This window comes from Streptomyces sp. NPDC091287 (genome assembly GCF_044768525.1).
GTDB lineage: Bacteria > Actinomycetota > Actinomycetes > Streptomycetales > Streptomycetaceae > Streptomyces.
In genome coordinates, this window is the sequence record NZ_JBIVUV010000001.1 from 228,074 (window position 1) to 250,098 (window position 22,025).

A 22,025-nucleotide genomic window follows, 5' to 3' on the forward strand; every position below is an offset into this window, starting at 1 on the left:
AACAGGAACCGTCACGAAGGTAGGGCCGGGGGCGCGGGCCCGGCAACCGGATTTACGAGGTCAGCGAGGACCGCCGAGCAGATCGGTCAGACCCCGGTCCAGGTCCAGATACCGGTGCTCGTCGCCCATCGGAACGAGCTCCTGCGCCCGCTGGAGGAAACGCCGCAGCTCCTCGGTGCGCACATGGACCATGGCGATGCCCTCGGGGGCGTGGAACTCCAGCACGGTCCGCTCGTACCCGAACGGCCGTACGCGTACGTCTCCCTGCCCGGCGGGGGAGTCCACCCCGGTGGTCAGCAGCTCGCGGGAGAACTCCCAGGACACCTCGGTGCCTTCCAGGGTCGCTGGGGCCGGGAACGCCATGCGTACGGCGAAGGGGTACTGGCGGTCGTACTGAAGAGTGGCGGGCAGGGTCTCCATCCGCGGTGCGGACGCGACCATGCGGGCCTGCACGGACTGCTCGATAACGCTGGACAAGACCTGCTCCCTCTCGCGCGGCCGGGTGAACGGTTCCCGGCATTGGAGTAGACGACGGAACTCCTCGTTTCGTGCACCGGCGCGCGGCGTGAGCTGCGTCACCGGCTCCCGCCGGTCCCGCCCGGACCTCGCGCACCCCCGCTCTCCTGCCCGTTCGGCGGCGACGCACCCCGGACGGGCCGGGCCGGCCGCGATCACACCGGCGGCCGCGCCCGGGCCTCGGGGCCGGACGGCGTGAGGTCAGGTGGCCGCGTCGACGCGTTCCGCCGGTGCCCGGACCTTCTGTTCCACGAACGACCACGTGCCGTCCGGCGCGGAGTTCGGGGTTCCCGGAGGGACCGTCATCCACAGGGAGCCGTCGTCGGCGATGAGGATCCTGCCGTGGGCGTGCAGGAAATGCACCGATTCACGGGCATCGTCGGCGGTGACGTCCGGCCCGGGGGAGAGCCGCGTCAGCAGATCCGTCTCGTCCAGCAGAAGTTCCAGCTGCCCGATCGCGCCCAGCGGGATGTTCGGACCGTAGATTCTCCGGAAGTACAACAGGATCCGCATGGTGGCGGCCTCGGCGGAGTCGGCCCCGAATTGGTCGATGACCTGGCCCATGACCCCGGTGTCCGTGCCGACGGGGATCTCCCAGTCGGTGTAGAAGACCCCGGGCGGCTGGAGGTCGAACAGGAGCTTCGGCCGGCGCGGGCGCGGTGCTCTGAGCGGGCGGGGTCCGATGCGCTGCGCGGCCGCCGCCCTGCGGGCCGCCTCACGTGCCCGTCGGGCAGTCGGGTCTGCTTGTTTGCGTGCCATACCCCGCGCAACGAGGAGGCTCCTGCCAGGTTTCGGGTCTTGCCGCTTTCGCGGTGTCGGAGCCGGGGCTGTGGTGCGGTCGCCGCCCGAGGTACCGGAGCCTCACGAGGCGTCGAGTACCTCCCGCAGCCGCTGCCCGAACTCGTCCGGCTTCCCCGGATAGCCGAACTCCCCGTCGAGGAAGCCGCCGTGATGGCTCGGGAAGACGGTCACCCGCTGCCCGAGCAGTTCGGCGGTCGCGGCGGACGTCCGCCCGGTCTGCACGCTCCGGGACTCCTCGCCCACGGCGATCACCACGCGGGTGGCGGCCGCGGCGAGGGCGTCGACGTCCGGCCGGTAGTCGCTGATCGCCCACGACCGGTCGGACAGCAGCGGGTCGTCGCGCGAGCCGTCGTCCTCGGTGGGCATGCCGAACGCGGCGGGATCGGGCGCGGGCTGTGCGAAGTACGCGTCGGTGAACTCGCCCTCCCACGAGGTCATCGCCACGAACGCGGCCATCCCGGCCCCCCACCCCCGCGTCTCGTACGCGTCCCGGACCCCGGCCCGCGCCCGGACGGCCGCCGGGCCGTCCGGGGTGAGCGTGATGAGCGGGGGCTCGTGTGCGACGAGAGTGGTCACATCGCCGGGGTGGCGCGCCACGAGGGCGAGAGCGGTGACCGCCCCACCGCTGCTGGCGAACATCTCGACCGGCCCGGCCCCGAGCGCCTCGATGACCGCGTGCACGTCGTCGGCCTGGGTCTCGGGCGTGTGGTCGGTCCGCCCGTCCTTACGGATGCTGCGGCCGAGCCCCCGCGGGTCGTAAGTGACGACGGTCCGCCCGGGGAAGCGCGCCGCGAGCGCGACGAACCCGGTGGCGTCCATGGGCTGCCCGATCATGAACAACGGCGGGCGGCCGTCAGCGGTCGGCAGGGGCCCGCGAACGTCGTGGACGAGGTCGGCGCCGGCTGTCTTGAGTGTGTACGTTTCCATACCCGTGCAGACCGCCCCCGCCCCGGAAACTCATCGGCCGCGTCCGGACCGGGAGCGGACGGGGCCCGGCCGCCCGCTACGGCAACGGCTGCTGGTACGGAGCGAGTCCGGGCGCCGTCCTGGTGGCGATGAACTCGGTGATCCGGTACGCGCACACACCGTGCTCGGCGAACGGGTCGCCCGCCGCGGTCTTCTCGATCTCCGCCCGGTCCTCCCCGACGGCCAGGATCACTCCGCCGTCCCGGGGGTTCTTGCGGCCCGAGGCGATGAAGACGCCCGCCGCGTACTGCTCGTCGAGCCAGGCGATGTGCTCCCGCATCAGCGCGTCGACGCGTTCGACCGGAGCGGTGTAGGTCAATTCGAGTACGAACATGATCGTCAGGCTACGGGATTCCGGCCGCCCGCTCCGGGGCCCCACCGCGCACCGCGTAACGGACGCCGACCCGTCACCGCATAAGCTTCCGGACATGACGACCTCCCCCAACCCCGCCCACGAGACCCCCGCCGACGAAGCCGAGGGCCGGGAGATCCAGGACCGGCTGCGCGGCCGGGTGATCCTGGACGAGGCGGGACCGGAGCCGGGAACCGGGCTGGTCACCGGGGTGGACGTGGCCTACGACGACGTGAAGGACGTCGTCGTCGCGGCGGCCGTGGTGCTGGACGCCGTGACCCTGGAGACGATCGACGAGGCCACCGCCGTCGGCCGGATCACCTTCCCTTACGTCCCCGGGCTGCTGGCCTTCCGGGAGATCCCGACGGCGCTGGAGGCCCTGGAGGGGCTGAGCGTCGACCCGGGCCTCGTCATCTGCGACGGCTACGGTCTGGCGCACCCGCGCCGCTTCGGACTCGCCAGTCACCTGGGCGTGCTGACCGGTCTGCCGGTGATAGGCGTCGGCAAGAACCCGTTCACGTTCACGTACGAGGCCCCCGGCCCCCGGCGCGGCGACTTCTCGCCGCTGCTGGACGGCGAAGAGGTGGTCGGCCGGGCGCTGCGCACCCAGGAGAACACCAACCCGGTGTTCGTCTCGGTGGGCCACCGCATCAGCCTCGACAACGCCTGCGCCCACACGCTCCGCCTCGCCGGCCGGTTCCGCCAGCCGGAGAGCACCCGCCGGGCGGACGCCCTGTGCCGGCAGACCCTGCGGGAAGCGACCGCCTGACGCGGCCCCGAGGCCCCGGCGGGCGGCCCGCCTCGATGGGCGGGGTCGCGCGGGGATAGCGTGCGTCGTCATGACGCGTGTGTGGATGTCGCCGGTCCTGTTGGTGCTCAGCGGCGCCGCCGTCGCGACGGGGTCCGCCCGCGGCGGCGACCCCGTCATGGCGGCCGCACTTCTCGTGCTGTTCGTGCTGTTCGCCGGGATGACCTCGCCCCTGGTCTTCCCGAGGCCGGTCCCCGCCGCCGAGGCCCGGCGGCGCAGCGCGGCCGACGGCCGCCCGGTCGTCTACTGGCGTCCGGGCTGCACGTACTGTCTGCGGCTCCGCCTCCGGCTGGGCCGCGACGCCTCCCGGCTGCACTGGGTCGACATCTGGCGCGATCCGGCCGGAGCGGCCGAGGTGCGGGCGGCCAACGGCGGCGACGAGACCGTGCCGACCGTCTTCGTGGCGGACCGGCCGCACACCAATCCGGACCCGTCGTGGGTACGCGAACAGCTGCCGCCCGCCGCGTGACGGTCCCGGGCGTGGAACAGTCTTGCAACTGAGTACCCGTACGGATGGCGTAGATCCGTACAGCTGGGCAGGCTAGAACGCATGAACGCCTCTCGTGCAGCCGTCCGCACCGCCGCGCCCTTCGACCCCGCTCAGCGCCGTATGGCCCTCGGCATGCTGCTCGGGAGCGCCGTCGGCCTTGTCTGGCTGGGCGCGATGCTCTACACGCTGGCCGGCTGGATCTTCTAGACGCCCCCGGTCGGCCCCCGGGGCGCCGGCTACCGCACCGCCGCCACCCGGAACCGCAGTCCCGCCGCCGTCAGCCGGTCCAGGAGCGCGTCGCCCATGGCCACCGCCGTGGTCACCTGCCCCGAGGTCTCCGGCAGCTCGTCCAGGGCCAGGCACACCGCCGACTCGGCGAGGATCTTCGCCGTCTCCCCGTAACCCGGGTCGCCGCCCGACACCTCGGTGAAGACGCGCCGTCCACCGCCCTCGCCGACGAAGCGGATGGTGAACCAGCTCCGCTCACGGCGTTCCTCGTCCGGCCCCTGCCCCGGCTCGTAACGCCCCATCAGCCACTCCCGGACGCCCTCCACCTGCGCGGCGGCCACCAGCGCACCGATCGCCACCGGGGCGCCGAGTGCCATCGGCAGCGTCTTGACCGAGGCGAAGTGCCGGTAGCGGAAGTCGGGGCCGTACCGCTCCAGCGACCGCGCCGAGCGGCCCACGATCGTCGGGTCCACCGTCGGCAGCGGCAGCGCCCAGGTGCCGACGGACCCGCTGAAGTGCGGGGAGCCCACCGGGGTGCGGACCCGTCGGCCCACCAGGCGCGGTTCGTGCAGCCGGCGTTCCCGGGCGGCGGCCAGCAGCTGCGGGCCCCGGCCCATCGCGGTCAGTGCCGAGGCGAACGTCCCGCCGGAGAACACCGCGTCGGTACGGACGAAGCCGTCGACGGTGAGGGGGACGTCCTCGGGCAGTTGTTGGACGGTGAAGTACGCCCCCAGGTCGTGGGGGACGGAGTCGAAGCCGCAGGCGTGCACGATGCGCGCCCCCGTCTCACGGGCCCGTGTGTCGTGCTCCAGGTAGGTCCGGTCGATGAACTCCGCCTCGCCCGTGAGGTCCGCGTAATCCGTCCCGGCCTCCGCGCACGCGGCGACGAGCTTCTCGCCGTAACGGATGTACGGCCCCACCGTCGTGGCCACCACCCGGGTGGAGGCGGCCAGTTCCGCCAGGGCCTCCGCGTCGTCCGCGTCCGTCTCCAGCAGCGGCAGCTCCGCGCAGCCGGGTGCGATCGCGGTGAGCCGCGCACGCAGCCCCTCCAGCTTGGCCCGGCTGCGACCGGCCAGCGCCCAGCGCAGGCCGGCGGGGGCGTGGGCCGCCAGGTACTCGGCCGTGAGCGTCCCCACGAAGCCGGTGGCACCGAAGAGGACGACGTCCAAGGGGCGTGTCGCGTCGTTCTGCCTGTTCACGAGTACCTCCGCTGCGAGCCGGGTGCCGACGTGGCAGGCAGAGGTTAGCGGAGAGCGACGTGGCGGCGCCCGGCCGGGCAGGCCGGATGCGAGAGGATCGAGGGAAAAAACTAAGCGCTTGCTCGGCCCGAGGGGTTGTGCGGAGCGGGGCACGTTCTTAGCATCACTGATGTTACATCGGTTGTGTCACACCTCTGGGGGGCTCACAGATGGCGAAAGGCCCAAGGCCCGGGCACGGTCCGCTGACCGGTGTCCGCGTCGTCGAACTGGCGGGCATCGGCCCCGGACCGTTCGCGGCGATGCTGCTGGCGGACCTCGGGGCCGACGTCGTACGCGTGGACCGTCCCGGCGGCGCGGGGCTCGGCATCGATCCCGCTTCCGACCTCACCAACCGCAACAAGCGCTCCGTCCTCCTCGACCTCAAGAGCGACGCGGGGCCGGCCCGCGTCCTGGACCTCGTCGAACGCGCCGACATCCTGGTCGAGGGCTACCGCCCCGGCGTCGCCGAACGCCTCGGCGTCGGACCCGACGCCTGCCTCGCCCGCAACCCGAAGCTCGTCTACGGCCGGATGACCGGCTGGGGCCAGGACGGGCCGCTCGCCGAGCGCGCCGGACACGACATCGCCTACCTCGCGCTCACCGGCACCCTGTCCATGATCGGCAAGCCGGACGAACCGCCCGTGGTCCCCGCCAACCTCGTCGGCGACTACGCGGGCGGCTCGCTCTACCTCGTCGTCGGCGTCCTCGCCGCCCTCCAGCACGCCCGCGCCCACGGTGAGGGGCAGGTCGTCGACGCCGCCATCGTGGACGGCGCGGCCCATCTCGCCACGATGATCCACGGCATGCTGGCCGCCGGGAGCTGGCAGGACCGGCGCGGCACGAACCTCCTCGACGGCGGCTGCCCGTTCTACGGCACCTACGCCACGTCCGACGGCGGCCACATGGCGGTCGGCCCGCTGGAGGAGAAGTTTTACGCGGAGTTCGCCGGCCTCCTCGGCGTCGCGGACGCTTTCCCCGACCGGTGGGACCTCGCCCGCTGGGACGAGCTGCGCGCCGCCGTCACCGAGCGCTTCCTGAGCCGTACGCGCGCCGAGTGGACCGAGGTCTTCGACGGCACCGACGCCTGCGTGGCCCCCGTGCTCTCGCTCACCGAAGCGCCGCACCACCCGCACCTCGTCGCCCGCTCCACCTTCGTCGAACACAGCGGCCTTACCCAGCCCGCCCCGGCTCCGCGCTTCTCGGCCACCCCCGTCTCCGTACGCGGCGGGCCCGCCCTGCCCGGCGCCGACACGGCCGCCGTCGCCGCGGACTGGGACGTCCCCGCGCTGCGGCCCGCCGAATCAACCGACACCTACTAGGAGCCCCCGTGCAACGGCAGATCTTCACCGAGGAGCACGACGCCTTCCGCGAGACCGTCCGGGCCTTCCTGGCCAAGGAGGTCCTCCCGTACTACGAGCAGTGGGAGCAGGACGGCATCGTCTCCCGCGACGCCTGGCTCGCCGCCGGACGCGCGGGACTGCTGGGGCTCGCCGTCCCGGAGGAGTACGGAGGCGGCGGCAGCGACGACTTCCGCTACAGCGCCGTCCTCGCCGAGGAGTTCACCCGGGCCGGGGCCCCCGGACTCGCGATCGGCCTGCACAACGACATCATCGGCCCCTATCTCACCGGCCTGGCCACCGACGAGCAGAAGCGGCGCTGGCTGCCCGGGTTCTGCTCCGGCGAGACCATCACCGCGATCGCGATGACCGAGCCCGGCGCGGGCTCCGACCTCCAGGGCATCCGCACCACCGCCGAGGACAAGGGCGACCACTGGCTGCTCAACGGCTCCAAGACCTTCATCTCCAACGGCATCCTCGCCGACCTGGTCGTCGTCGTCGCGAAGACCACCCCCGCCGGCGGGGCCAAGGGCCTCTCGCTGATCGTCGTCGAACGCGGGGCGGAGGGCTTCGAGCGCGGCCGCAACCTCGACAAGATCGGCCAGAAGTCCCAGGACACCGCCGAACTGTTCTTCGACGACGTCCGCGTCCCCAAGGAGAACCTCCTCGGGACACGCGACGGCGCGTTCATCCACCTGATGACCAACCTGGCCCAGGAACGCATGGGCATAGCGGTCGCCGGGATCGCCGCCGCCGAACACCTGCTGGAGATCACCACCCGGTACGTCAAGGAGCGCGAGGCGTTCGGACGTCCGCTCTCCAAGCTCCAGCACATCCGCTTCGAGATCGCCGAGATGGCCACCGAGTGCGCCGTCACCCGGGCCTTCCTCGACCGGTGCATCGTCGACCACTCCGCCGGCGTCCTGGACGCCGTCCACGCCTCCATGGCCAAGTGGTGGGCCACCGAACTGCAGAAGCGCGTCGCCGACCGCTGCCTCCAACTCCACGGCGGCTACGGCTATATGAGCGAGTACAAGGTCGCCAAGGCGTTCACCGACGGCCGCGTCCAGACCATCTACGGCGGCACGACCGAGATCATGAAGGAGATCATCGGCCGCTCGCTGCTCGCCTGAGCCCCCCGGCGCCCCCAGGGCCTGTCGTCAAACTGCCGCCCTTCGGGCGACGACGGCGGTTCAACGACAGGTACCAGTCCAACCACCCTCGAAAGGCAGCTGTCTTGAGTACCGAAGCATTCGTCTACGACGCGATCCGCACCCCGCGCGGCCGCGGCAAGGCCAACGGCGCCCTGCACGGGACCAAGCCGATCGACCTGGTCGTCGGTCTCATCCACGAGATCCGGGGCCGCTTCCCGGACCTCGACCCGGCCGCCATCGACGACATCGTCCTCGGCGTCGTCAGCCCGCTCGGCGACCAGGGCTCCGACATCGCCCGTATCGCCGCCATCGCGGCCGGCCTGCCCGACTCCGTCGCCGGGGTCCAGGAGAACCGCTTCTGTGCCTCGGGCCTGGAAGCGGTCAACCTGGCCGCCGCCAAGGTCCGCTCCGGCTGGGAGGACCTCGTCCTCGCCGGCGGCGTCGAGTCCATGTCCCGGGTGCCGATGGGCTCCGACGGCGGGGCCTGGGCCATGGACCCGATGACCAGCTTCGAGACCGGCTTCGCCCCGCAGGGCATCGGCGCCGATCTCATCGCCACCATCGAGGGATTCAGCCGCCGCGACGTCGACGAGTACGCCGCGCTCTCCCAGGAACGCGCCGCCGCCGCCTGGAAGGACGGCCGCTTCGCCCGCTCCGTCGTCCCCGTCAAGGACCGCAACGGCCTCCTCGTCCTCGACCACGACGAACACCTGCGCCCCGGCACCACCGCCGACTCCCTCGCCGCGCTCAAGCCCTCCTTCGCGGGCATCGGCGAGATGGGCGGCTTCGACGCGGTGGCCCTCCAGAAGTACCACTGGGTCGAGAAGATCGACCACGTCCACCACGCGGGCAACTCCTCCGGCATCGTGGACGGCGCGTCGCTCGTCGCCATCGGCTCCAAGGAGGTCGGCGAGCGCTACGGCATGACCCCGCGCGCCCGTATCGTCTCCGCCGCCGTCTCCGGCTCCGAGCCCACCATCATGCTCACCGGCCCCGCCCCCGCCACCCGCAAGGCGCTCGCCAAGGCCGGGCTGACCATCGACGACATCGACCTCGTCGAGATCAACGAAGCCTTCGCCGGAGTCGTCCTGCGCTTCGTCAAGGACATGGGCCTCTCCCTGGACAAGGTCAACGTCAACGGCGGCGCGATCGCGCTGGGCCACCCGCTCGGCGCGACCGGCGCGATGATCCTCGGCACCGTCATCGACGAACTGGAGCGCCGCGACCAGCGGTTCGGCCTGGTCACCCTCTGCGTCGGCGGCGGCATGGGCGTCGCCACCGTCGTCGAACGCATCTGACCTCCAGGGCCTGTCGTCAAACTGCCGCCTGCCGCGCGACGCCTGGCACGCACACTCGCGGCGTTGCCGAAATGCCCTGGTAGCTCCGCTACAAGACCATTCCAGCGCCTTGCGATCGCACGCACCAGACGCCGCGCGGCCGCCCTCCGGGCGACGACGGCAGTCTGACGACAGGCCCTGGCCGGCCCCACCTGCTTACGGAGAAGACACCGACATGACCGAGAGCACGACCATCCGCTGGGAACAGGACGAGACCGGCGTCGTCACCCTCGTCCTCGACGACCCGAACCAGTCGGCCAACACGATGAACCAGGCCTTCAAGGACTCCATCGCGGCCGTCGCCGACCGCGCCGAGGCCGAGAAGGACTCCATCCGCGGCATCATCTACACCTCCGCCAAGAAGACCTTCTTCGCCGGTGGCGACCTCAAGGACATGATCAAGGTCGGCCCGGAGAACGCCCAGGACGCCTTCGACGCCGGCAACGCCATCAAGGCCTCGCTCCGCCGCATCGAGACCCTCGGCAAGCCCGTCGTCGCCGCCATCAACGGGGCGGCCCTCGGCGGCGGTTACGAGATCGCGCTCGCCTGCCACCACCGCGTCGCCCTCGACGCCCCCGGCTCCCGCATCGGCCTGCCCGAGGTCACTCTCGGCCTGCTCCCGGCGGGCGGCGGCGTCACCCGGGCCGTCCGCCTCATGGGCATCGCCGACGCCCTGCTGAAGGTGCTGCTCCAGGGCACCCAGTACACGCCGCGGCGCGCCCTGGAGAACGGCCTCGTCCACGAAGTCGCCGCCACCCGCGAGGAGATGACCGAGAAGGCCCGCGCCTTCATCGACGCCCACCCCGAGTCCCAGCAGCCGTGGGACGTCAAGGGCTACAAGATCCCCGGCGGCACTCCGTCCAACCCGCGCTTCGCCGCCAACCTGCCCGCCTTCCCGTCCAACCTGAAGAAGCAGCTCGCGGGCGCGCCGATGCCCGCGCCGCGCAACATCCTGGCGGCGGCCGTCGAGGGCTCCCAGGTCGACTTCGAGACCGCCCTGACCATCGAGGCCCGGTACTTCACCGAGCTGGTCACCGGCCAGGTCTCCAAGAACATGATCCAGGCGTTCTTCTTCGATCTCCAGGCCGTCAACTCCGGTGCCAACCGCCCGAAGGACATCCCGGAGCGACCCGTCCGCAAGGTCGCCGTCCTCGGCGCCGGCATGATGGGCGCGGGCATCGCCTACTCCTGCGCCAAGGCCGGCATCGAGGTCGTCCTCAAGGACGTCTCCACCGAGGCGGCCGCCAAGGGCAAGGCGTACAGCGAGAAACTGCTCGCCAAGGCGCTCTCCCGGGGCCGTACGACCGAGGCGAAGCGCGACGAACTGCTGGCCCGGATCACCCCCACCGGAGACGCGGCCGACCTCGCGGGCTGCGACGCGGTGATCGAGGCCGTCTTCGAGGACACCGCCCTCAAGCACAAGGTGTTCCAGGAGATCAGGGACGTCATCGAGCCGGACGCGCTGCTCTGCTCCAACACCTCCACCCTCCCGATCACCGTCCTCGCCGAAGGCGTCTCGCGCCCCGTCGACTTCATCGGACTGCACTTCTTCTCGCCCGTCGACAAGATGCCGCTCGTCGAGATCATCAAGGGCGAGCGCACCGGCGACGAGGCGCTCGCCCGCGCCTTCGACCTCGTACGACGCATCAAGAAGACGCCGATCGTCGTCAACGACTCCCGCGGCTTCTTCACCTCGCGCGTCATCGGCCAGTTCATCAACGAGGGCGTCGCCATGGTCGGCGAGGGCGTCGAGCCCGCGTCGATCGAGCAGGCCGCCGCCCAGTCCGGCTACCCGGCCAAGGTGCTCTCCCTGATGGACGAGCTGACCCTGACCCTGCCGCGCAAGATCCGCGACGAGACGAAGCGTGCGGTGGAGGAGGCCGGCGGCAGCTGGCCCGGCCACCCCTCCGACGAGGTCATCGACCGCATGGTCGACGAGTTCGGCCGCCCGGGACGCAGCGGGGGAGCGGGCTTCTACGACTACGACGAGGACGGCAGGCGGGCCGGCCTCTGGCCCGGACTGCGCGAGCACTTCGCGAAGCCCGACGCCGATGTGCCCTTCGAGGACATGAAGGAGCGGATGCTCTTCTCCGAGGCCCTGGACAGTGTCCGCTGCCTGGAGGAGAACGTCCTCATCTCCGTCGCCGACGCCAACATCGGCTCCATCATGGGCATCGGCTTCCCGCCGTGGACCGGCGGCGTCCTCCAGTACATCAACGGGTACGAGGGCGGCCTGCCCGGCTTCGTGGCCCGCGCCCGGGAACTCGCCGAGCGTTACGGGGACCGCTTCCTGCCGCCCGCGCTGCTGGTGGAGAAGGCGGAGAAGGGCGAGACCTTCCACGACTGAGGCGCTCGTGCACCGCGTTCACCGTCACTCGGCGGTGAACGCGGCCCGCAGCTCCTCCTTCAGCGATCGCTGAAACGCCGTCACCAGCGCCTGCACCACGATCGGTTGCATATCGGCGGACAGTGACTTCATCGCCGCCACGTGCTCCGGGTCGCCCTCACGCTCCCGATAGGGGTTCCACACCTCGTCCCGGAACAGCCGGGTCATCTCCTGGGCGGCCGAGCGGGTGTGCTCCAGCAGAACGGTCCGCGCCGCCAGGATCGTCTCGTGCGCGATCGGCACGTCCAGCAGCTCCACCCCGAGCCGCAGCAGCCCCAGATCCACCCGGTACGCCCCGCCGTCCTCCTGCGGCCGGACCAGCACCCCCATCGCCGCCAGCCGCTCCACATCCGCCTCCGACAGCGCCCGCCCGGCCCGCCGCTCCAGCTCGGCCGGGGAGAAGTCCTCGGCCTGGTCCGGCGCCCAGGACGCGACCAGCGCCCGGTGGATCGCCAGATCGTGGGCGCTCAGGTCGGGCGGCAGCTGTTCCAGATAGCGCTCGATCGCCGCCAGCGTCATCCCCTGCTGCTGGAGTTCCTCGATCAGCGCGAGCCGTGAGAGATGGTCCGGCCCGTAGTGTCCGACCCGGCGGGGCCCGATGACCGGGGGCGGCAGCAAACCCCGGGTGCTGTAGAACCGCACGGTGCGCACGGTGACACCGGCCCGCGCCGCCAGCTCGTCCACCGTGAGCGTCGGCTCGTCGGTCCCCGTCGCCATCAATGCTCCCCGCCGGTCGAATCCGCGTATCGGACAGTGCTGGTGTCTCACCAACACTGTGAAAGTCTCCGGCACCATCGCCCCGCAGTCCACCCCGGGCCCGTTGTCAGTGCCGGCCCGTACGGTGAGGTCATGTCGGAGATCACTTACGTACGGGGGGACGCCACCGCGCCGCAGGGCAAGGGCGTCAAGCTGATCGCCCACGTCTGCAACGACCTGGGCGGCTGGGGCAAGGGTTTCGTCCTGGCCCTCTCCCGCCGCTGGCCGGAGCCCGAAGCCGCCTACCGGCGCTGGCACCGGGAGCGCGCGGGCAACGGCTTCGCCCTGGGCGCGGCGCAGTTCGTGCAGGTGGGGCCCTACCTCTGGGTGGCCAACATGGTCGGTCAGCGGGGCATGCGCACCGGCAGCAAGGGGGTGCCCGTGCGGTACGAGGCGATCGACACGGCGCTCGGCGCGGTGGCCCTCAAGGCGGGCGAGCTGGGGGCCTCGGTCCATATGCCCCGGATCGGCTGCGGGCTCGCGGGCGGCAAGTGGGCCAGGATCGAGCCGCTGATCGAGCGGCGCCTGATATCCGCCGGCCTGCCGGTGACGGTGTACGACCACGACTGACCGGGCCGTCGGCGGCCCCCGACCCCGCCCCAGGGGTTCTCCCGGGGGCGAGGGATCATGGAGGAGAGGGACAGGGGACGGGCAGCGCACGGCAGGCCCGCCGGGACCGCGGGAGCACGGATGAGCGGCGCGACCGAAGCGAAGAACCCCGAGCCGCCCCCGCCGGGCGGGGTGCTCTGGAGCCTGTCCGGGGACATCCGCGCCCTGCTGATGCTGCCCGCCGCCCTCACCCTCCAGGTCGCCCACCCGGCCGTCGGCGCCGGCGTCGACGAGCACTCCGTCTTCCGTACGGATCCCTGGGGGCGCGGTGAACGTTCGCTGCGCTCGCTCCAGCTCTGGGTCTACGGCGGCGCGGAGGCCGCGGCGGAGGGCCGCAGGCTGCGGGTGCTGCACCGCACCATCCAGGGGACCGACACCCGCGGCCGCCGCTACCACGCCCTGACGCCCGCCAACTACGCCTGGGTGCACGCCACCGGCTTCCCCGTGTACCAGCACGCGGCCCGGTATCTGATCCGCCCCATGAGCCCCGCCCAGGAGCGTGCCCTGTACGCGGAGTGGCTCCAGGTCGGCCGGATCCTGGGCATCCACGACCGGGACATGCCCCAGACGGTCGAGGACTTCTGGCCGTACTGGGAGAAGATGCTCGCGGGCGAGATCGAGGCGACCGCCGTCGTCCGGGAACTCGTCGCCACCGACCAGTCCGTCCCGCCGCCGGACCGGGGGCCGTGGCCGCTCCGGCTGCTGCTGCGGGCGCTGTGGCCGGTGCTGCTGCCGCCGCTGGCCCGCTTCCGCCGGTTCGTCACCATCGGGCTCATGCCGCCCGACGCCCGGATGGCCATCGGCCTGCCGTGGACCCCGGACCAGGAGAAGCGGCTGCGCCGGATGTGCGCGGTGCTGCGGGTCGTCGTCCCCGTCCTCCCGGAGCGGCTGCGCTATCTGCCCCGGGCGCGAGCGGCCCGCGCCGCGTCGCGTACGGCGGGACGGGGCGCCCGCACCGCCGAGGCGCGTCGGAACGGCTGAACGCCCGCCGCTCCGACGCCCCGGGGCAGGTCAGCGGTGGTCGTGGCGCGGGTGTTCCCGGCCGGCCCCATCGCCGTGGTCACCGTGGTCGTGCACGGTGTTCGTCGCCGCGATCTTCTGCCAGGAGGCGGGGCGCTCGACCCGCGCCGCCGTCCGAGCCGACAGCGCGCCCTCGGCGACCCCCGCGTCGGCCGCCGCCGGAAGCGCGGGGCGCGACGGCCGGTACAGCCAGGTGTCGAAGAGCGAGGCGAGCGGCCTGCCCGAGACCCGCTCCGCGTACCGGACGAAGTCGCCGACGTTCGCGTTGCCGTACGCGTGCTCGGCCGGCCAGCCCTTCAGCAGCTCGAAGAAGACGGCGTCGCCGACCTCGTTGCGCAGCGCCTGGAGGGCCAGCGCGCCCCGGTCGTAGACGGCGATGTCGAACTGGTTGTCCGGGCCAGGGTCGCCCGGCTTCACCTTCCAGAACGGGTCGTCGGCCGGGTGCTGGGCGTAGGTGTAGTCCGCCAGCTCCTGCGTGGTGCCCTCGCCCTCCTTCTCCGACCAGAGCCACTGGCTGTAGCGGGCGAAGCCCTCGTTGATCCAGATGTCCTTCCAGCCGTCGACGGAGACGCTGTCGCCGTACCACTGGTGGGCCAGCTCGTGGACGACGACCGATACGTTGGCGCCGCCCGCGAACTGCTTGGGGCTGTAGAAGGGCCTGGTCTGGGTCTCCAGGGCGAAGCCGCTCGTCACGTTCGGCACGTAGCCGCCCAGCGCGTTGAACGGGTAGGGGCCGAACACCCCGGTCAGCCACTCCGCGACCTCGGTGGTCCGTTCGATGCTGGCGCGGGCCGCACCGGCGTTGGCTCCCAGGTCCTTGCTGTAGGCGTTCAGGACCGGCAGGCCGTCCGCCGTCCTGTCGGTCGTGATGTCGAACCTGCCGATGGCGAGCGTCGTCAGATAGGTCGCCTGCGGCTTGTCGGAGCGCCAGTTGAAGCGGGTCCAGCCGAGCTTCGAACTCTGCGACTGGAGCACCCCGTTGCTGATCGCCTGGGTGCCGTCCGGAACGGAGACCGACACGTCGTAGGTCGCCTTGTCCAGGGGGTGGTCGTTGCTCGGGTACCACCACACGGCCGACTCCGGCTCCTGCGCCGCGACACCGCCGTCCGGGGTCCGGGCCCACGCGGTCCAGCCGTTGATCTTCAGCTCGGAGGGCTTCCCGGCGTACCGGACGACGACGGAGATGTCCTTGCCCTTCGTCAGGGGAGCCGCCGGGGTGACCTCCAGTTCGTGGTCGCCGCTCGTGGCGAAACGGGCCGTCCTGCCGTTCACCCGCACCTCGGAGACGTCGAGTCCGAAGTCGAGGTTGAAGCGGGACAGCTCCTGCGTGGTGGTGGCGAGGATCGTCGCCGTGCCCTCCAGCAGGTCGGTCGTCGGCCGGTACTGCAGCCGCAGGTCGTAGTGGGACACGTCGTAGCCACCGTTTCCGGCGGCCGGGTAGTAGGGGTCGCCGATACCCGGGGCGCCCACGGTGCCCGGTGAGGCCACTGCCGGGATCGCCAGCAGAAGGGTGGCCGCCAGTGCGCCGGGGACGATGAATCTGCGGTGCACGCATACTCCACATGGTCGGGTCGGATGATTTTCCGACCGGTCTTCATGAGGCTATGCACGGGGCGGAGCAGGACGTGCCGTTCCGGGCACCTCTGTCACACGATCGCCATTCCGTCGTCACGGACGACCCGTACGACAGCAGTGATCAACCCCTGTTGCCCAGGAGTTGACCGGGGTAACGTCCGCACATTGCCGACAGCCGGACGGGCGTCAAGGCGCCCGCCCCCCATGTTCCGGAGGCCGCTGATGACCCCTCGCATCGCTCGCGCGCTTCGCATGCTCAGCCCGCACCCGTGGCTCGCGCCGGTCGTCGGCCCCGCCCGGCCCCAGTCGGCGCCCGCGCGCCGCGTGGCGAGAGCGGTGCGCCGGACGGCCGTGGCGGTGACACTCGCCGGGCTGGCCCTCCCGTTCGCCATCGCGCCCGCCGAGGCCGCGCACCGCCCGCCGCGCACCGGGTTCGAGACGAGCGAGGGGGCCCGCTGGACCGGCGAGGCGGAGGAGCGGACCTTCCTCGCCGCGGTGGACCGGGGGAGCGACCGGGTCTCCGTGGACCGCGTCGGCACGACCGGTCAGGGCCGCCCCCTGCGGCTCGTACGCGTCGGCCAGGAACGCCCCGGGGCCACCACGGTGCTCCTGATCTGCAGCCAGCACGGGGACGAGCCCGCCGGGCGCGAGGCCTGTCTGACCACCATCCGTGACCTGGCGTTCGCCGAGGACCGGGCGACCCGCGCCTTCCTGGCCCGTACGACCCTGCTGGTCCTGCCCACGGCCAACCCCGACGGACGCGCCGCCGACACCCGCGGCAACGCCGACGGGGTCGACGTCAACCGCGACCACATCGCCCTGGAGACCGCCGAGGCGCGGGCCGTCGCCACCGTCGTACGCGACGAACGACCCCAGGTGATCTACGACTTGCACGAGTACGGTGCGACCCCGCCGTACTACGACAAGGACCTGTTCGCGCTGTGGCCGCGGAATCTCAACGTCGACGACCGGGTCCACGACGTCTCGCGCACCCTCTCCGAGCGGTACGTCCGCCCCGCCGCGACGGCGGGCGGCTACAGCAACGGCCACTACGGCATCTGGACCGACCCGGCCACCGGGGAGCCCGTCAAGCAGGTCGCCGGCGACGGCCAGGAACGCATCCTGCGCAACACCTCCGGCCTCAAGCACGCCGCCGGCCTGCTCATCGAGTCCCGGATCGACGCGCTGAGCGACGCGGAGAAGGCCGATCAGGCGCTCAACCACCGGCGCCGGGTCCACTCTCAGCAGACCGCGCTCGGCGGTCTCTTCGCCTTCACCGACGAGCAGCGCGCCCGGCTCCGGACGGCCACCGCCCTCGCGCGCCTGACCGGCCTCGCCGACCGGGGGCCCGTGTACCTCGGCGGCGCCGACAACGACCCGGCCGAGCCCGCGGAGGTCCTCGCCGACCCGCCGTGCGGCTACCGGCTGGACGCGGCCCAGTACGCGGCGGTGAAGGACGAGCTGGCCCTGCACGGCGTCACTGCCCGACCGGAGGAGGGTGGCGCGTTTGTGCCCTTGCGTCAGTCGGCTCGACACCTGATTCCGCTGCTTCTCGATCAGCGGGCGACATATCACCTCACAAACGGTCAAGCCAGAACTGCTTGTTGATCCTTCGAGATCCGGGGCAGGTGTGGTACTGCCTACGGAGAGCGTTTTTCAGACTCGGTGAAAGGTGCCATGAGTGTCCCAGGACGACCAGACAACGGACGGGCGGGAAGTGCTGCCGGTCACGGCGGACCTCCCCCCCGAACCGCCCAGTACCAGGACTCCGACCACCGACCGGGTGGTGTTCGGGGTCACGGCGGTCCTCACCCTCGCCTTCGTCGTCTGGGGCGCGACCGCCACCGACTCCCTGGAGACCGTTTCCGGCAAGCTGCTCACCGGGCTGATCCACAACGGTGGCTGGGCCTTCATACTGGCCGCGTCCGCCTTCGTCATCTTCGCCCTGTGGCTGGCCGTCAGCCGGTACGGGAAGATCTGCCTCGGCCAGGAGGGCGAGAAGCCGGAGTTCCGGACCATCTCCTGGATCGCGATGATGTTCAGCGCCGGTATGGGCATCGGGCTGATGTTCTGGGGCGTCGCCGAGCCCCTCGCACACTTCCGGACCCCGCCGCCGGGCACCGACCCCGCCGACTCGGCCGAGGCCATGCAGACGGCGATGGCCACCACACTCTTCCACTGGACTTTGCACCCCTGGGCCATCTACGCCGTGGTCGGGCTCGCCATCGCCTACAGCGCCTACCGGATGCGCAGGCGGCAGACGATCAGCGCGGTCTTCGAACCGCTGATCGGTAAGCGTCACGCCTACGGCGGTGTCGGCCGCGTCATCGACATCCTGGCCATCTTCGCCACCCTGTTCGGCTCCGCGGCCTCCCTGGGCCTCGGAGCGCTCCAGATCGGCAGCGGCATCCAGGAACTGGACTGGCTGGAGAAGGCGGGCACCGGACTCCTCGTCACCGTCATCGCCGTGCTGACCGTCGCCTTCGTCGCCTCCGCGGTCTCCGGCGTCGAGAAGGGCATCCAGTGGCTGTCCAACATCAACATGGTGCTGGCCCTCCTGCTCATCGTGTTCGTCTTCATCGCCGGTCCGACGATCTTCGTGCTCGACCTGGTGCCCACCTCCCTCGGCGCGTACATCACCGACCTGGGGCAGCTCGCCGGACGCACCGAGGCGACCGGCGGCGGTGACGTGGCCGACTGGCTCGGCAGCTGGACCGTCTTCTACTGGGCCTGGTGGATCTCCTGGACGCCCTTCGTCGGCATGTTCATCGCCAGGATCAGCCGCGGCCGCACGATCCGTCAGTTCGTCGGCGGCGTCATCCTGGTGCCCAGCACCGTCAGCCTGATCTGGTTCGCCGTCTTCGGCGGCTCGGCCATGAAGCTGGACGAGGCCGGGAAGCTCGGTGGCGCCGAGACCCCGGAGGCGCAGCTGTTCGGAGTCCTCCAGGAGTTCCCGATCGCCACGTTCACGAGCATTCTGGTGATGGTCCTGGTCGGCATCTTCTTCGTCTCCGGAGCCGACGCCGCCTCCATCGTCATGGGCACCCTCTCCCATAAGGGCGTCCTCGAACCGAGCAAGTGGGTCGTGATCTTCTGGGGCGTCGTGACCGGGGCCGTGGCCGCGATCATGCTGCTCATCGGCGACGGCAAGGAGAACGCGCTGCAAGGGCTGCAGAACCTCACCATCCTGGTGGCCGCCCCCTTCGCCCTCGTCATGATCGGCATGTGCGTGGCCCTGATGCGGGACCTGCGCAGGGACCCGCAGATCGTCCGCCAGGAGTTCGGCGTGGAGGCGGTCGAGTCCGCGGTGATCGAGGGGCACGCCAAGTACGACGGCGACTTCGAGATCCGCATCGGCCCCGGGACCACGACCATCACGGACGAGCGCCACAGGCCCGACGCCACCGGATCGGGCTCCACGGCCACGGAGAAGCGCCCCTCCGACTGAGCGGGGAACCGCCCGCCCGTTCCGTACCCGTACCGGAGCCCGCGACCGCCGACAGGCCGCGGGCTCCGGTACGTCGTGTCCCACGCATCACGGGCGGGCCCCGCTCCCGGCAGGCCCGCGCGCACCACCCGGCGGTCCCGTGTCCGGCGGGCCCCGGTCAGCCCACCAGCGCCGCCGCCGCCCGCGCGCACCCCCAGGCCACGGTCACGCCCGCGCCGCCGTGCCCGTAGTTGTGCACCAGCAGACCGCCGCCCGGCAGCGCCTCCGCCTCGATCCGCACCCCGGCCTCCCGCGCCGGGCGCAGCCCCACCCGGTGCCCGAGCACCCGGGCCCCGGCGATCTCCGGCCGGATCCGCGCACACCGCGCCACGATCTCCCGCGCCGTCCCCGGGGCGGGCTCCGTGCGCGGATCGTCCGCCTCGGCCGTACCGCCCAGCACCAGGCGGCCCGGCTGCGGGAAGAAGTACGTCGTCGCGGCCGACGCCGGATCCGCCTCGGTGTACCACTCCTCGATCCCCGGGTTCTCCACCGCGACCAACTGCCCCCGCACCGGCCGCACCCCGGAGTCGGGCACCAGCTCGCGCGCCCCGAGCCCCGTGCAGTTCACCACGACCGGGCTCCGCTCCGCCGCCTCGCCGAACCCCGACACCGCCCGCCGCTCCACCGCCCCGCCGGCGGCAGCGAGCCGCCGCTCCAGCCACGCCAGATGGACGGGCATGTCCAGCAGCGGCAAGGTCACCCGCAGCCCTTCGGGCACCTCCACGGCGTCCTTCAGCCCCGCCGACCAGTCGCCCAGCGCCGCGAGCCGCTCCCCGCCGTGCAGCCCCGCCACCCGCCGTACGCCGGTCTCCTCCGGGGCGCCCGACAGCTCCTCGTAGACCGCCAGCGTCGCCAGCGACCAGTCGCCCACCCGCTCCGCCGGCTCGATCCGGTACGGCCACCACAGGGCCCCCGCCACCGCCGACGTCGTCGCCCCGGCCGGATCGCGCGACCAGACCCGCACCCGTAGTCCGCGCTCCGCCAGCGTCACGGCGGTGGTCAGACCGACGACCCCGCCGCCCACCACGATCACATCCGTCATCACGGTCACTCCTGTCGCATCGGTGCACCCGGTCGCTGCGTGGACGCTAACGGAAGCCGGAAACCGGAGACCAGGGGCACAGGGCGACGGGCATGGAGCCCCGGCGATTAGGATCGACACCCTGATGACTGCCACTCTCGTCGCCAAGGACCTCGCCGCCGGACACGGCGACCGCACGCTCTTCGCCGGACTCGACCTCGTCGTCGCTCCCGGTGACGTGATCGGTCTCGTCGGAGTCAACGGCGCCGGCAAATCCTCCCTGCTCCGGCTGCTCGCCGGGCTCGACCGCCCGGAGGAGGGCGAGCTGCGGCTCTCCCCGCCCACCGCCACCGTCGGCCACCTCCCGCAGGAGCCCGAACGCCACGACGGTGAGACCGTGTCCGCGTTCCTGGCCCGCCGCACCGGCGTCGCCGACGCCCAGCGCACGATGGACGAGGCGACCGAGGCCCTGGTCGCGGGCGCCCCGGGCGCGGACGACGCGTACTCCGAGTCCCTGGAGCGCTGGCTCGCCCTCGGCGGCGCGGACCTGGAGGAGCGGGCCGAGCAGGTCGCCGCCGAGCTGGGCCTGACCGTGGGCCTCGACCGGCCCATGACCGCGCTCTCCGGCGGACAGGCCGCACGCGCCGGACTCGCCTCGCTGCTCCTGTCCCGCTACGACGTCTTCCTGCTCGACGAGCCCACCAACGACCTCGACCTCGACGGCCTGGAGCGCCTGGAGCGCTTCGTGTCCGGGCTGCGCGCGGGCACCGTCGTCATCAGCCACGACCGCGAGTTCCTGATGCGCACGGTCACCAAGGTGCTGGAGCTGGACCTCGCCCAGCAGCAGATCAACCTGTACGGCGGTGGCTACGCGGCCTACCTGGAGGAGCGGGAGACCGCCCGCCGGCACGCCCGGGAGGGCTTCGAGGAGTACGCCGACAAGAAGGCCTCCCTCGAAGCGCGCGGCCATATGCAGCGCTCCTGGATGGACAAGGGCGTCAAGAACGCCCGCCGCAAGGCCACCGACGGCGACAAGCTCGGCCGCAACGCCCGCAGCGAGGCCAGCGAGAAGCAGGCCGCGAAGGCCCGGCAGACCCAGCGCATGATCGAACGTCTCGACGTCGTGGAGGAGCCGCGCAAGGAGTGGGAGCTGCGGATGGAGATCGCCTCCGCCCCGCGCTCCGGATCCGTCGTCGCGACCCTCCGCGACGCCCGAGTGGCGCGCGGCGACTTCTCCTTCGGCCCCGCCTCGCTCCAGATCGACTGGGCGGACCGGGTCGCCATCACCGGGGCCAACGGCGCCGGCAAGTCCACACTGCTGGCAGCCCTGTTGGAGCGGCTGCCGCTGGACTCCGGGAACGCCACGCTCGGTTCGGGCGTCGTCGTCGGCGAAGTGGACCAGGCCCGCAAGCTGTTCCTCGGCGCGCAGTCGCTGCTGGACGCGTTCTGCGCGGCCGTGCCCGACACGGAACCGGCCGAAGTCCGCACCCTGCTCGCCAAGTTCGGCCTCCGCGCCGACCACGTGATGCGCCCCGCGACCAGCCTGTCCCCGGGCGAGCGCACCCGCGCCGCCCTCGCCCTGCTCCAGGGCCGGGGCGTCAACCTCCTGGTGCTCGACGAGCCCACGAACCACCTGGACCTGCCCGCCATCGAGCAGCTGGAAGCGGCCCTGGAGACGTACACGGGCACCCTGCTGCTGGTCACCCACGACCGGCGGATGCTGGAGGCGGTCCGCACGACCCGTCGCATCGAGGTGGCCGACGGCCAGGTCAAGGAAGTCTGAGCGGAGTCACGGGGGTGGGGGGGGGGGGGGGCCCCCCCCCCCCCCCCCCCCCCCCCCCGCCCCCCCCGCCCCCCCCCCCCCCCCCCCCCCCCCCCCCCCCCCCCCCGTACCTGAGGCCCGGATCCCGGCCCTCACCAGCCCCCCGGATCCGCCCCGTCCAC

At 72.1% G+C, this 22,025-nt stretch carries 20 protein-coding genes; 12 read left to right on the forward strand and 8 right to left on the reverse strand.

Annotated elements, in window-relative coordinates; translation table 11 throughout:
- Nucleotides 1–60: 60 nt before the first annotated feature.
- The 4 genes from ACIQRW_RS00920 to ACIQRW_RS00935 all read right to left on the reverse strand — a co-directional run bounded on the left by ACIQRW_RS00920 (nucleotide 61) and on the right by ACIQRW_RS00935 (nucleotide 2,617).
- A complete protein-coding gene (locus tag ACIQRW_RS00920; RefSeq protein WP_026290062.1) occupies nucleotides 61–477 on the reverse strand; it encodes an SsgA family sporulation/cell division regulator in 417 nt (138 codons plus the stop codon).
- Between the two features lie 240 nt (nucleotides 478–717).
- On the reverse strand, nucleotides 718–1,275 hold the full coding sequence (locus ACIQRW_RS00925) for a hypothetical protein (RefSeq protein WP_403752476.1): 558 nt from the start codon (nucleotides 1,273–1,275) through the stop codon (nucleotides 718–720).
- Nucleotides 1,276–1,377: 102 nt separating this feature from the next.
- Nucleotides 1,378–2,244 (reverse strand): alpha/beta fold hydrolase, encoded by an 867-nt coding sequence (locus ACIQRW_RS00930; RefSeq protein ID WP_403752479.1) that lies wholly within the window; start codon nucleotides 2,242–2,244, stop codon nucleotides 1,378–1,380.
- 76 nt (nucleotides 2,245–2,320) lie between these two features.
- A complete protein-coding gene (locus ACIQRW_RS00935; protein WP_403752482.1) occupies nucleotides 2,321–2,617 on the reverse strand; it encodes a YciI family protein in 297 nt (98 codons plus the stop codon).
- A 94-nt stretch (nucleotides 2,618–2,711) separates the two neighbouring features.
- Between ACIQRW_RS00935 and ACIQRW_RS00940 the strand changes: the two genes are divergently transcribed.
- The 3 genes from ACIQRW_RS00940 to mmpA all read left to right on the forward strand — a co-directional run bounded on the left by ACIQRW_RS00940 (nucleotide 2,712) and on the right by mmpA (nucleotide 4,140).
- A complete protein-coding gene (locus tag ACIQRW_RS00940) occupies nucleotides 2,712–3,404 on the forward strand; it encodes an endonuclease V (RefSeq protein ID WP_403752485.1) in 693 nt (230 codons plus the stop codon).
- A 70-nt stretch (nucleotides 3,405–3,474) separates the two neighbouring features.
- Nucleotides 3,475–3,912 carry a glutaredoxin domain-containing protein gene (locus ACIQRW_RS00945; protein WP_403752488.1) on the forward strand — a complete coding sequence of 146 codons (438 nt, stop codon included), beginning with the start codon at nucleotides 3,475–3,477 and terminating at the stop codon, nucleotides 3,910–3,912.
- Nucleotides 3,913–3,993: 81 nt separating this feature from the next.
- The gene (gene mmpA / locus ACIQRW_RS00950; RefSeq protein ID WP_403752491.1) at nucleotides 3,994–4,140 is read left to right on the forward strand and encodes a morphogenic membrane protein MmpA; all 147 of its coding nucleotides are present in this window, start codon (nucleotides 3,994–3,996) and stop codon (nucleotides 4,138–4,140) included.
- 29 nt (nucleotides 4,141–4,169) lie between these two features.
- Here mmpA and ACIQRW_RS00955 read toward each other — a convergent pair whose 3' ends face one another.
- Nucleotides 4,170–5,360 carry a saccharopine dehydrogenase family protein gene (locus ACIQRW_RS00955; RefSeq protein WP_403752494.1) on the reverse strand — a complete coding sequence of 397 codons (1,191 nt, stop codon included), beginning with the start codon at nucleotides 5,358–5,360 and terminating at the stop codon, nucleotides 4,170–4,172.
- 209 nt (nucleotides 5,361–5,569) lie between these two features.
- Here ACIQRW_RS00955 and ACIQRW_RS00960 point away from each other — a divergent pair, with 209 nt between their 5' ends.
- The 4 genes from ACIQRW_RS00960 (at nucleotide 5,570) to ACIQRW_RS00975 (ending at nucleotide 11,574) form a co-directional block, all read left to right on the forward strand.
- Nucleotides 5,570–6,718, forward strand: coding sequence for a CaiB/BaiF CoA transferase family protein (locus ACIQRW_RS00960; RefSeq protein ID WP_403752497.1), 1,149 nt, complete (start codon nucleotides 5,570–5,572; stop codon nucleotides 6,716–6,718).
- An 8-nt stretch (nucleotides 6,719–6,726) separates the two neighbouring features.
- Entirely contained in the window at nucleotides 6,727–7,869 is a 1,143-nt protein-coding gene (locus tag ACIQRW_RS00965) for an acyl-CoA dehydrogenase family protein (RefSeq protein ID WP_403752500.1), read from the forward strand.
- A gap of 104 nt (nucleotides 7,870–7,973) precedes the next feature.
- Nucleotides 7,974–9,188: an acetyl-CoA C-acetyltransferase gene (locus tag ACIQRW_RS00970; RefSeq protein WP_228925849.1), complete on the forward strand. Its 1,215-nt coding sequence runs from the start codon at nucleotides 7,974–7,976 to the stop codon at nucleotides 9,186–9,188.
- Between the two features lie 214 nt (nucleotides 9,189–9,402).
- Nucleotides 9,403–11,574 (forward strand): 3-hydroxyacyl-CoA dehydrogenase NAD-binding domain-containing protein, encoded by a 2,172-nt coding sequence (locus tag ACIQRW_RS00975; RefSeq protein ID WP_403752503.1) that lies wholly within the window; start codon nucleotides 9,403–9,405, stop codon nucleotides 11,572–11,574.
- A 24-nt stretch (nucleotides 11,575–11,598) separates the two neighbouring features.
- On the opposite strand, the gene ACIQRW_RS00980 is transcribed toward ACIQRW_RS00975, so the two are convergent.
- Nucleotides 11,599–12,330 carry a MerR family transcriptional regulator gene (locus ACIQRW_RS00980; protein WP_403752506.1) on the reverse strand — a complete coding sequence of 244 codons (732 nt, stop codon included), beginning with the start codon at nucleotides 12,328–12,330 and terminating at the stop codon, nucleotides 11,599–11,601.
- A gap of 132 nt (nucleotides 12,331–12,462) precedes the next feature.
- Here ACIQRW_RS00980 and ACIQRW_RS00985 point away from each other — a divergent pair, with 132 nt between their 5' ends.
- Both ACIQRW_RS00985 and ACIQRW_RS00990 read left to right on the forward strand, forming a co-directional pair.
- Nucleotides 12,463–12,939 carry a macro domain-containing protein gene (locus tag ACIQRW_RS00985; protein WP_403752509.1) on the forward strand — a complete coding sequence of 159 codons (477 nt, stop codon included), beginning with the start codon at nucleotides 12,463–12,465 and terminating at the stop codon, nucleotides 12,937–12,939.
- Between the two features lie 120 nt (nucleotides 12,940–13,059).
- The gene (locus tag ACIQRW_RS00990; protein WP_403752512.1) at nucleotides 13,060–13,959 is read left to right on the forward strand and encodes an oxygenase MpaB family protein; all 900 of its coding nucleotides are present in this window, start codon (nucleotides 13,060–13,062) and stop codon (nucleotides 13,957–13,959) included.
- Between the two features lie 30 nt (nucleotides 13,960–13,989).
- Here the strand turns inward: ACIQRW_RS00990 and ACIQRW_RS00995 are convergent, their stop codons facing one another.
- Nucleotides 13,990–15,549, reverse strand: coding sequence for a M1 family metallopeptidase (locus ACIQRW_RS00995; protein WP_403752515.1), 1,560 nt, complete (start codon nucleotides 15,547–15,549; stop codon nucleotides 13,990–13,992).
- Nucleotides 15,550–15,795: 246 nt separating this feature from the next.
- On the opposite strand from ACIQRW_RS00995, the gene ACIQRW_RS01000 reads away from it, so the two are divergent.
- The gene (locus ACIQRW_RS01000) at nucleotides 15,796–17,181 is read left to right on the forward strand and encodes a M14 family metallocarboxypeptidase (protein WP_403752518.1); all 1,386 of its coding nucleotides are present in this window, start codon (nucleotides 15,796–15,798) and stop codon (nucleotides 17,179–17,181) included.
- A 73-nt stretch (nucleotides 17,182–17,254) separates the two neighbouring features.
- A complete protein-coding gene (locus ACIQRW_RS01005; protein WP_403752520.1) occupies nucleotides 17,255–19,021 on the forward strand; it encodes a BCCT family transporter in 1,767 nt (588 codons plus the stop codon).
- A gap of 157 nt (nucleotides 19,022–19,178) precedes the next feature.
- Here ACIQRW_RS01005 and ACIQRW_RS01010 read toward each other — a convergent pair whose 3' ends face one another.
- Complete coding sequence (locus ACIQRW_RS01010; protein ID WP_403752522.1) at nucleotides 19,179–20,102, reverse strand: FAD-dependent oxidoreductase; 924 nt, start codon at nucleotides 20,100–20,102, stop codon at nucleotides 19,179–19,181.
- Nucleotides 20,103–20,226: 124 nt separating this feature from the next.
- On the opposite strand from ACIQRW_RS01010, the gene ACIQRW_RS01015 reads away from it, so the two are divergent.
- Complete coding sequence (locus tag ACIQRW_RS01015) at nucleotides 20,227–21,864, forward strand: ABC-F family ATP-binding cassette domain-containing protein (protein ID WP_403752526.1); 1,638 nt, start codon at nucleotides 20,227–20,229, stop codon at nucleotides 21,862–21,864.
- Nucleotides 21,865–22,025: the final 161 nt, after the last annotated feature.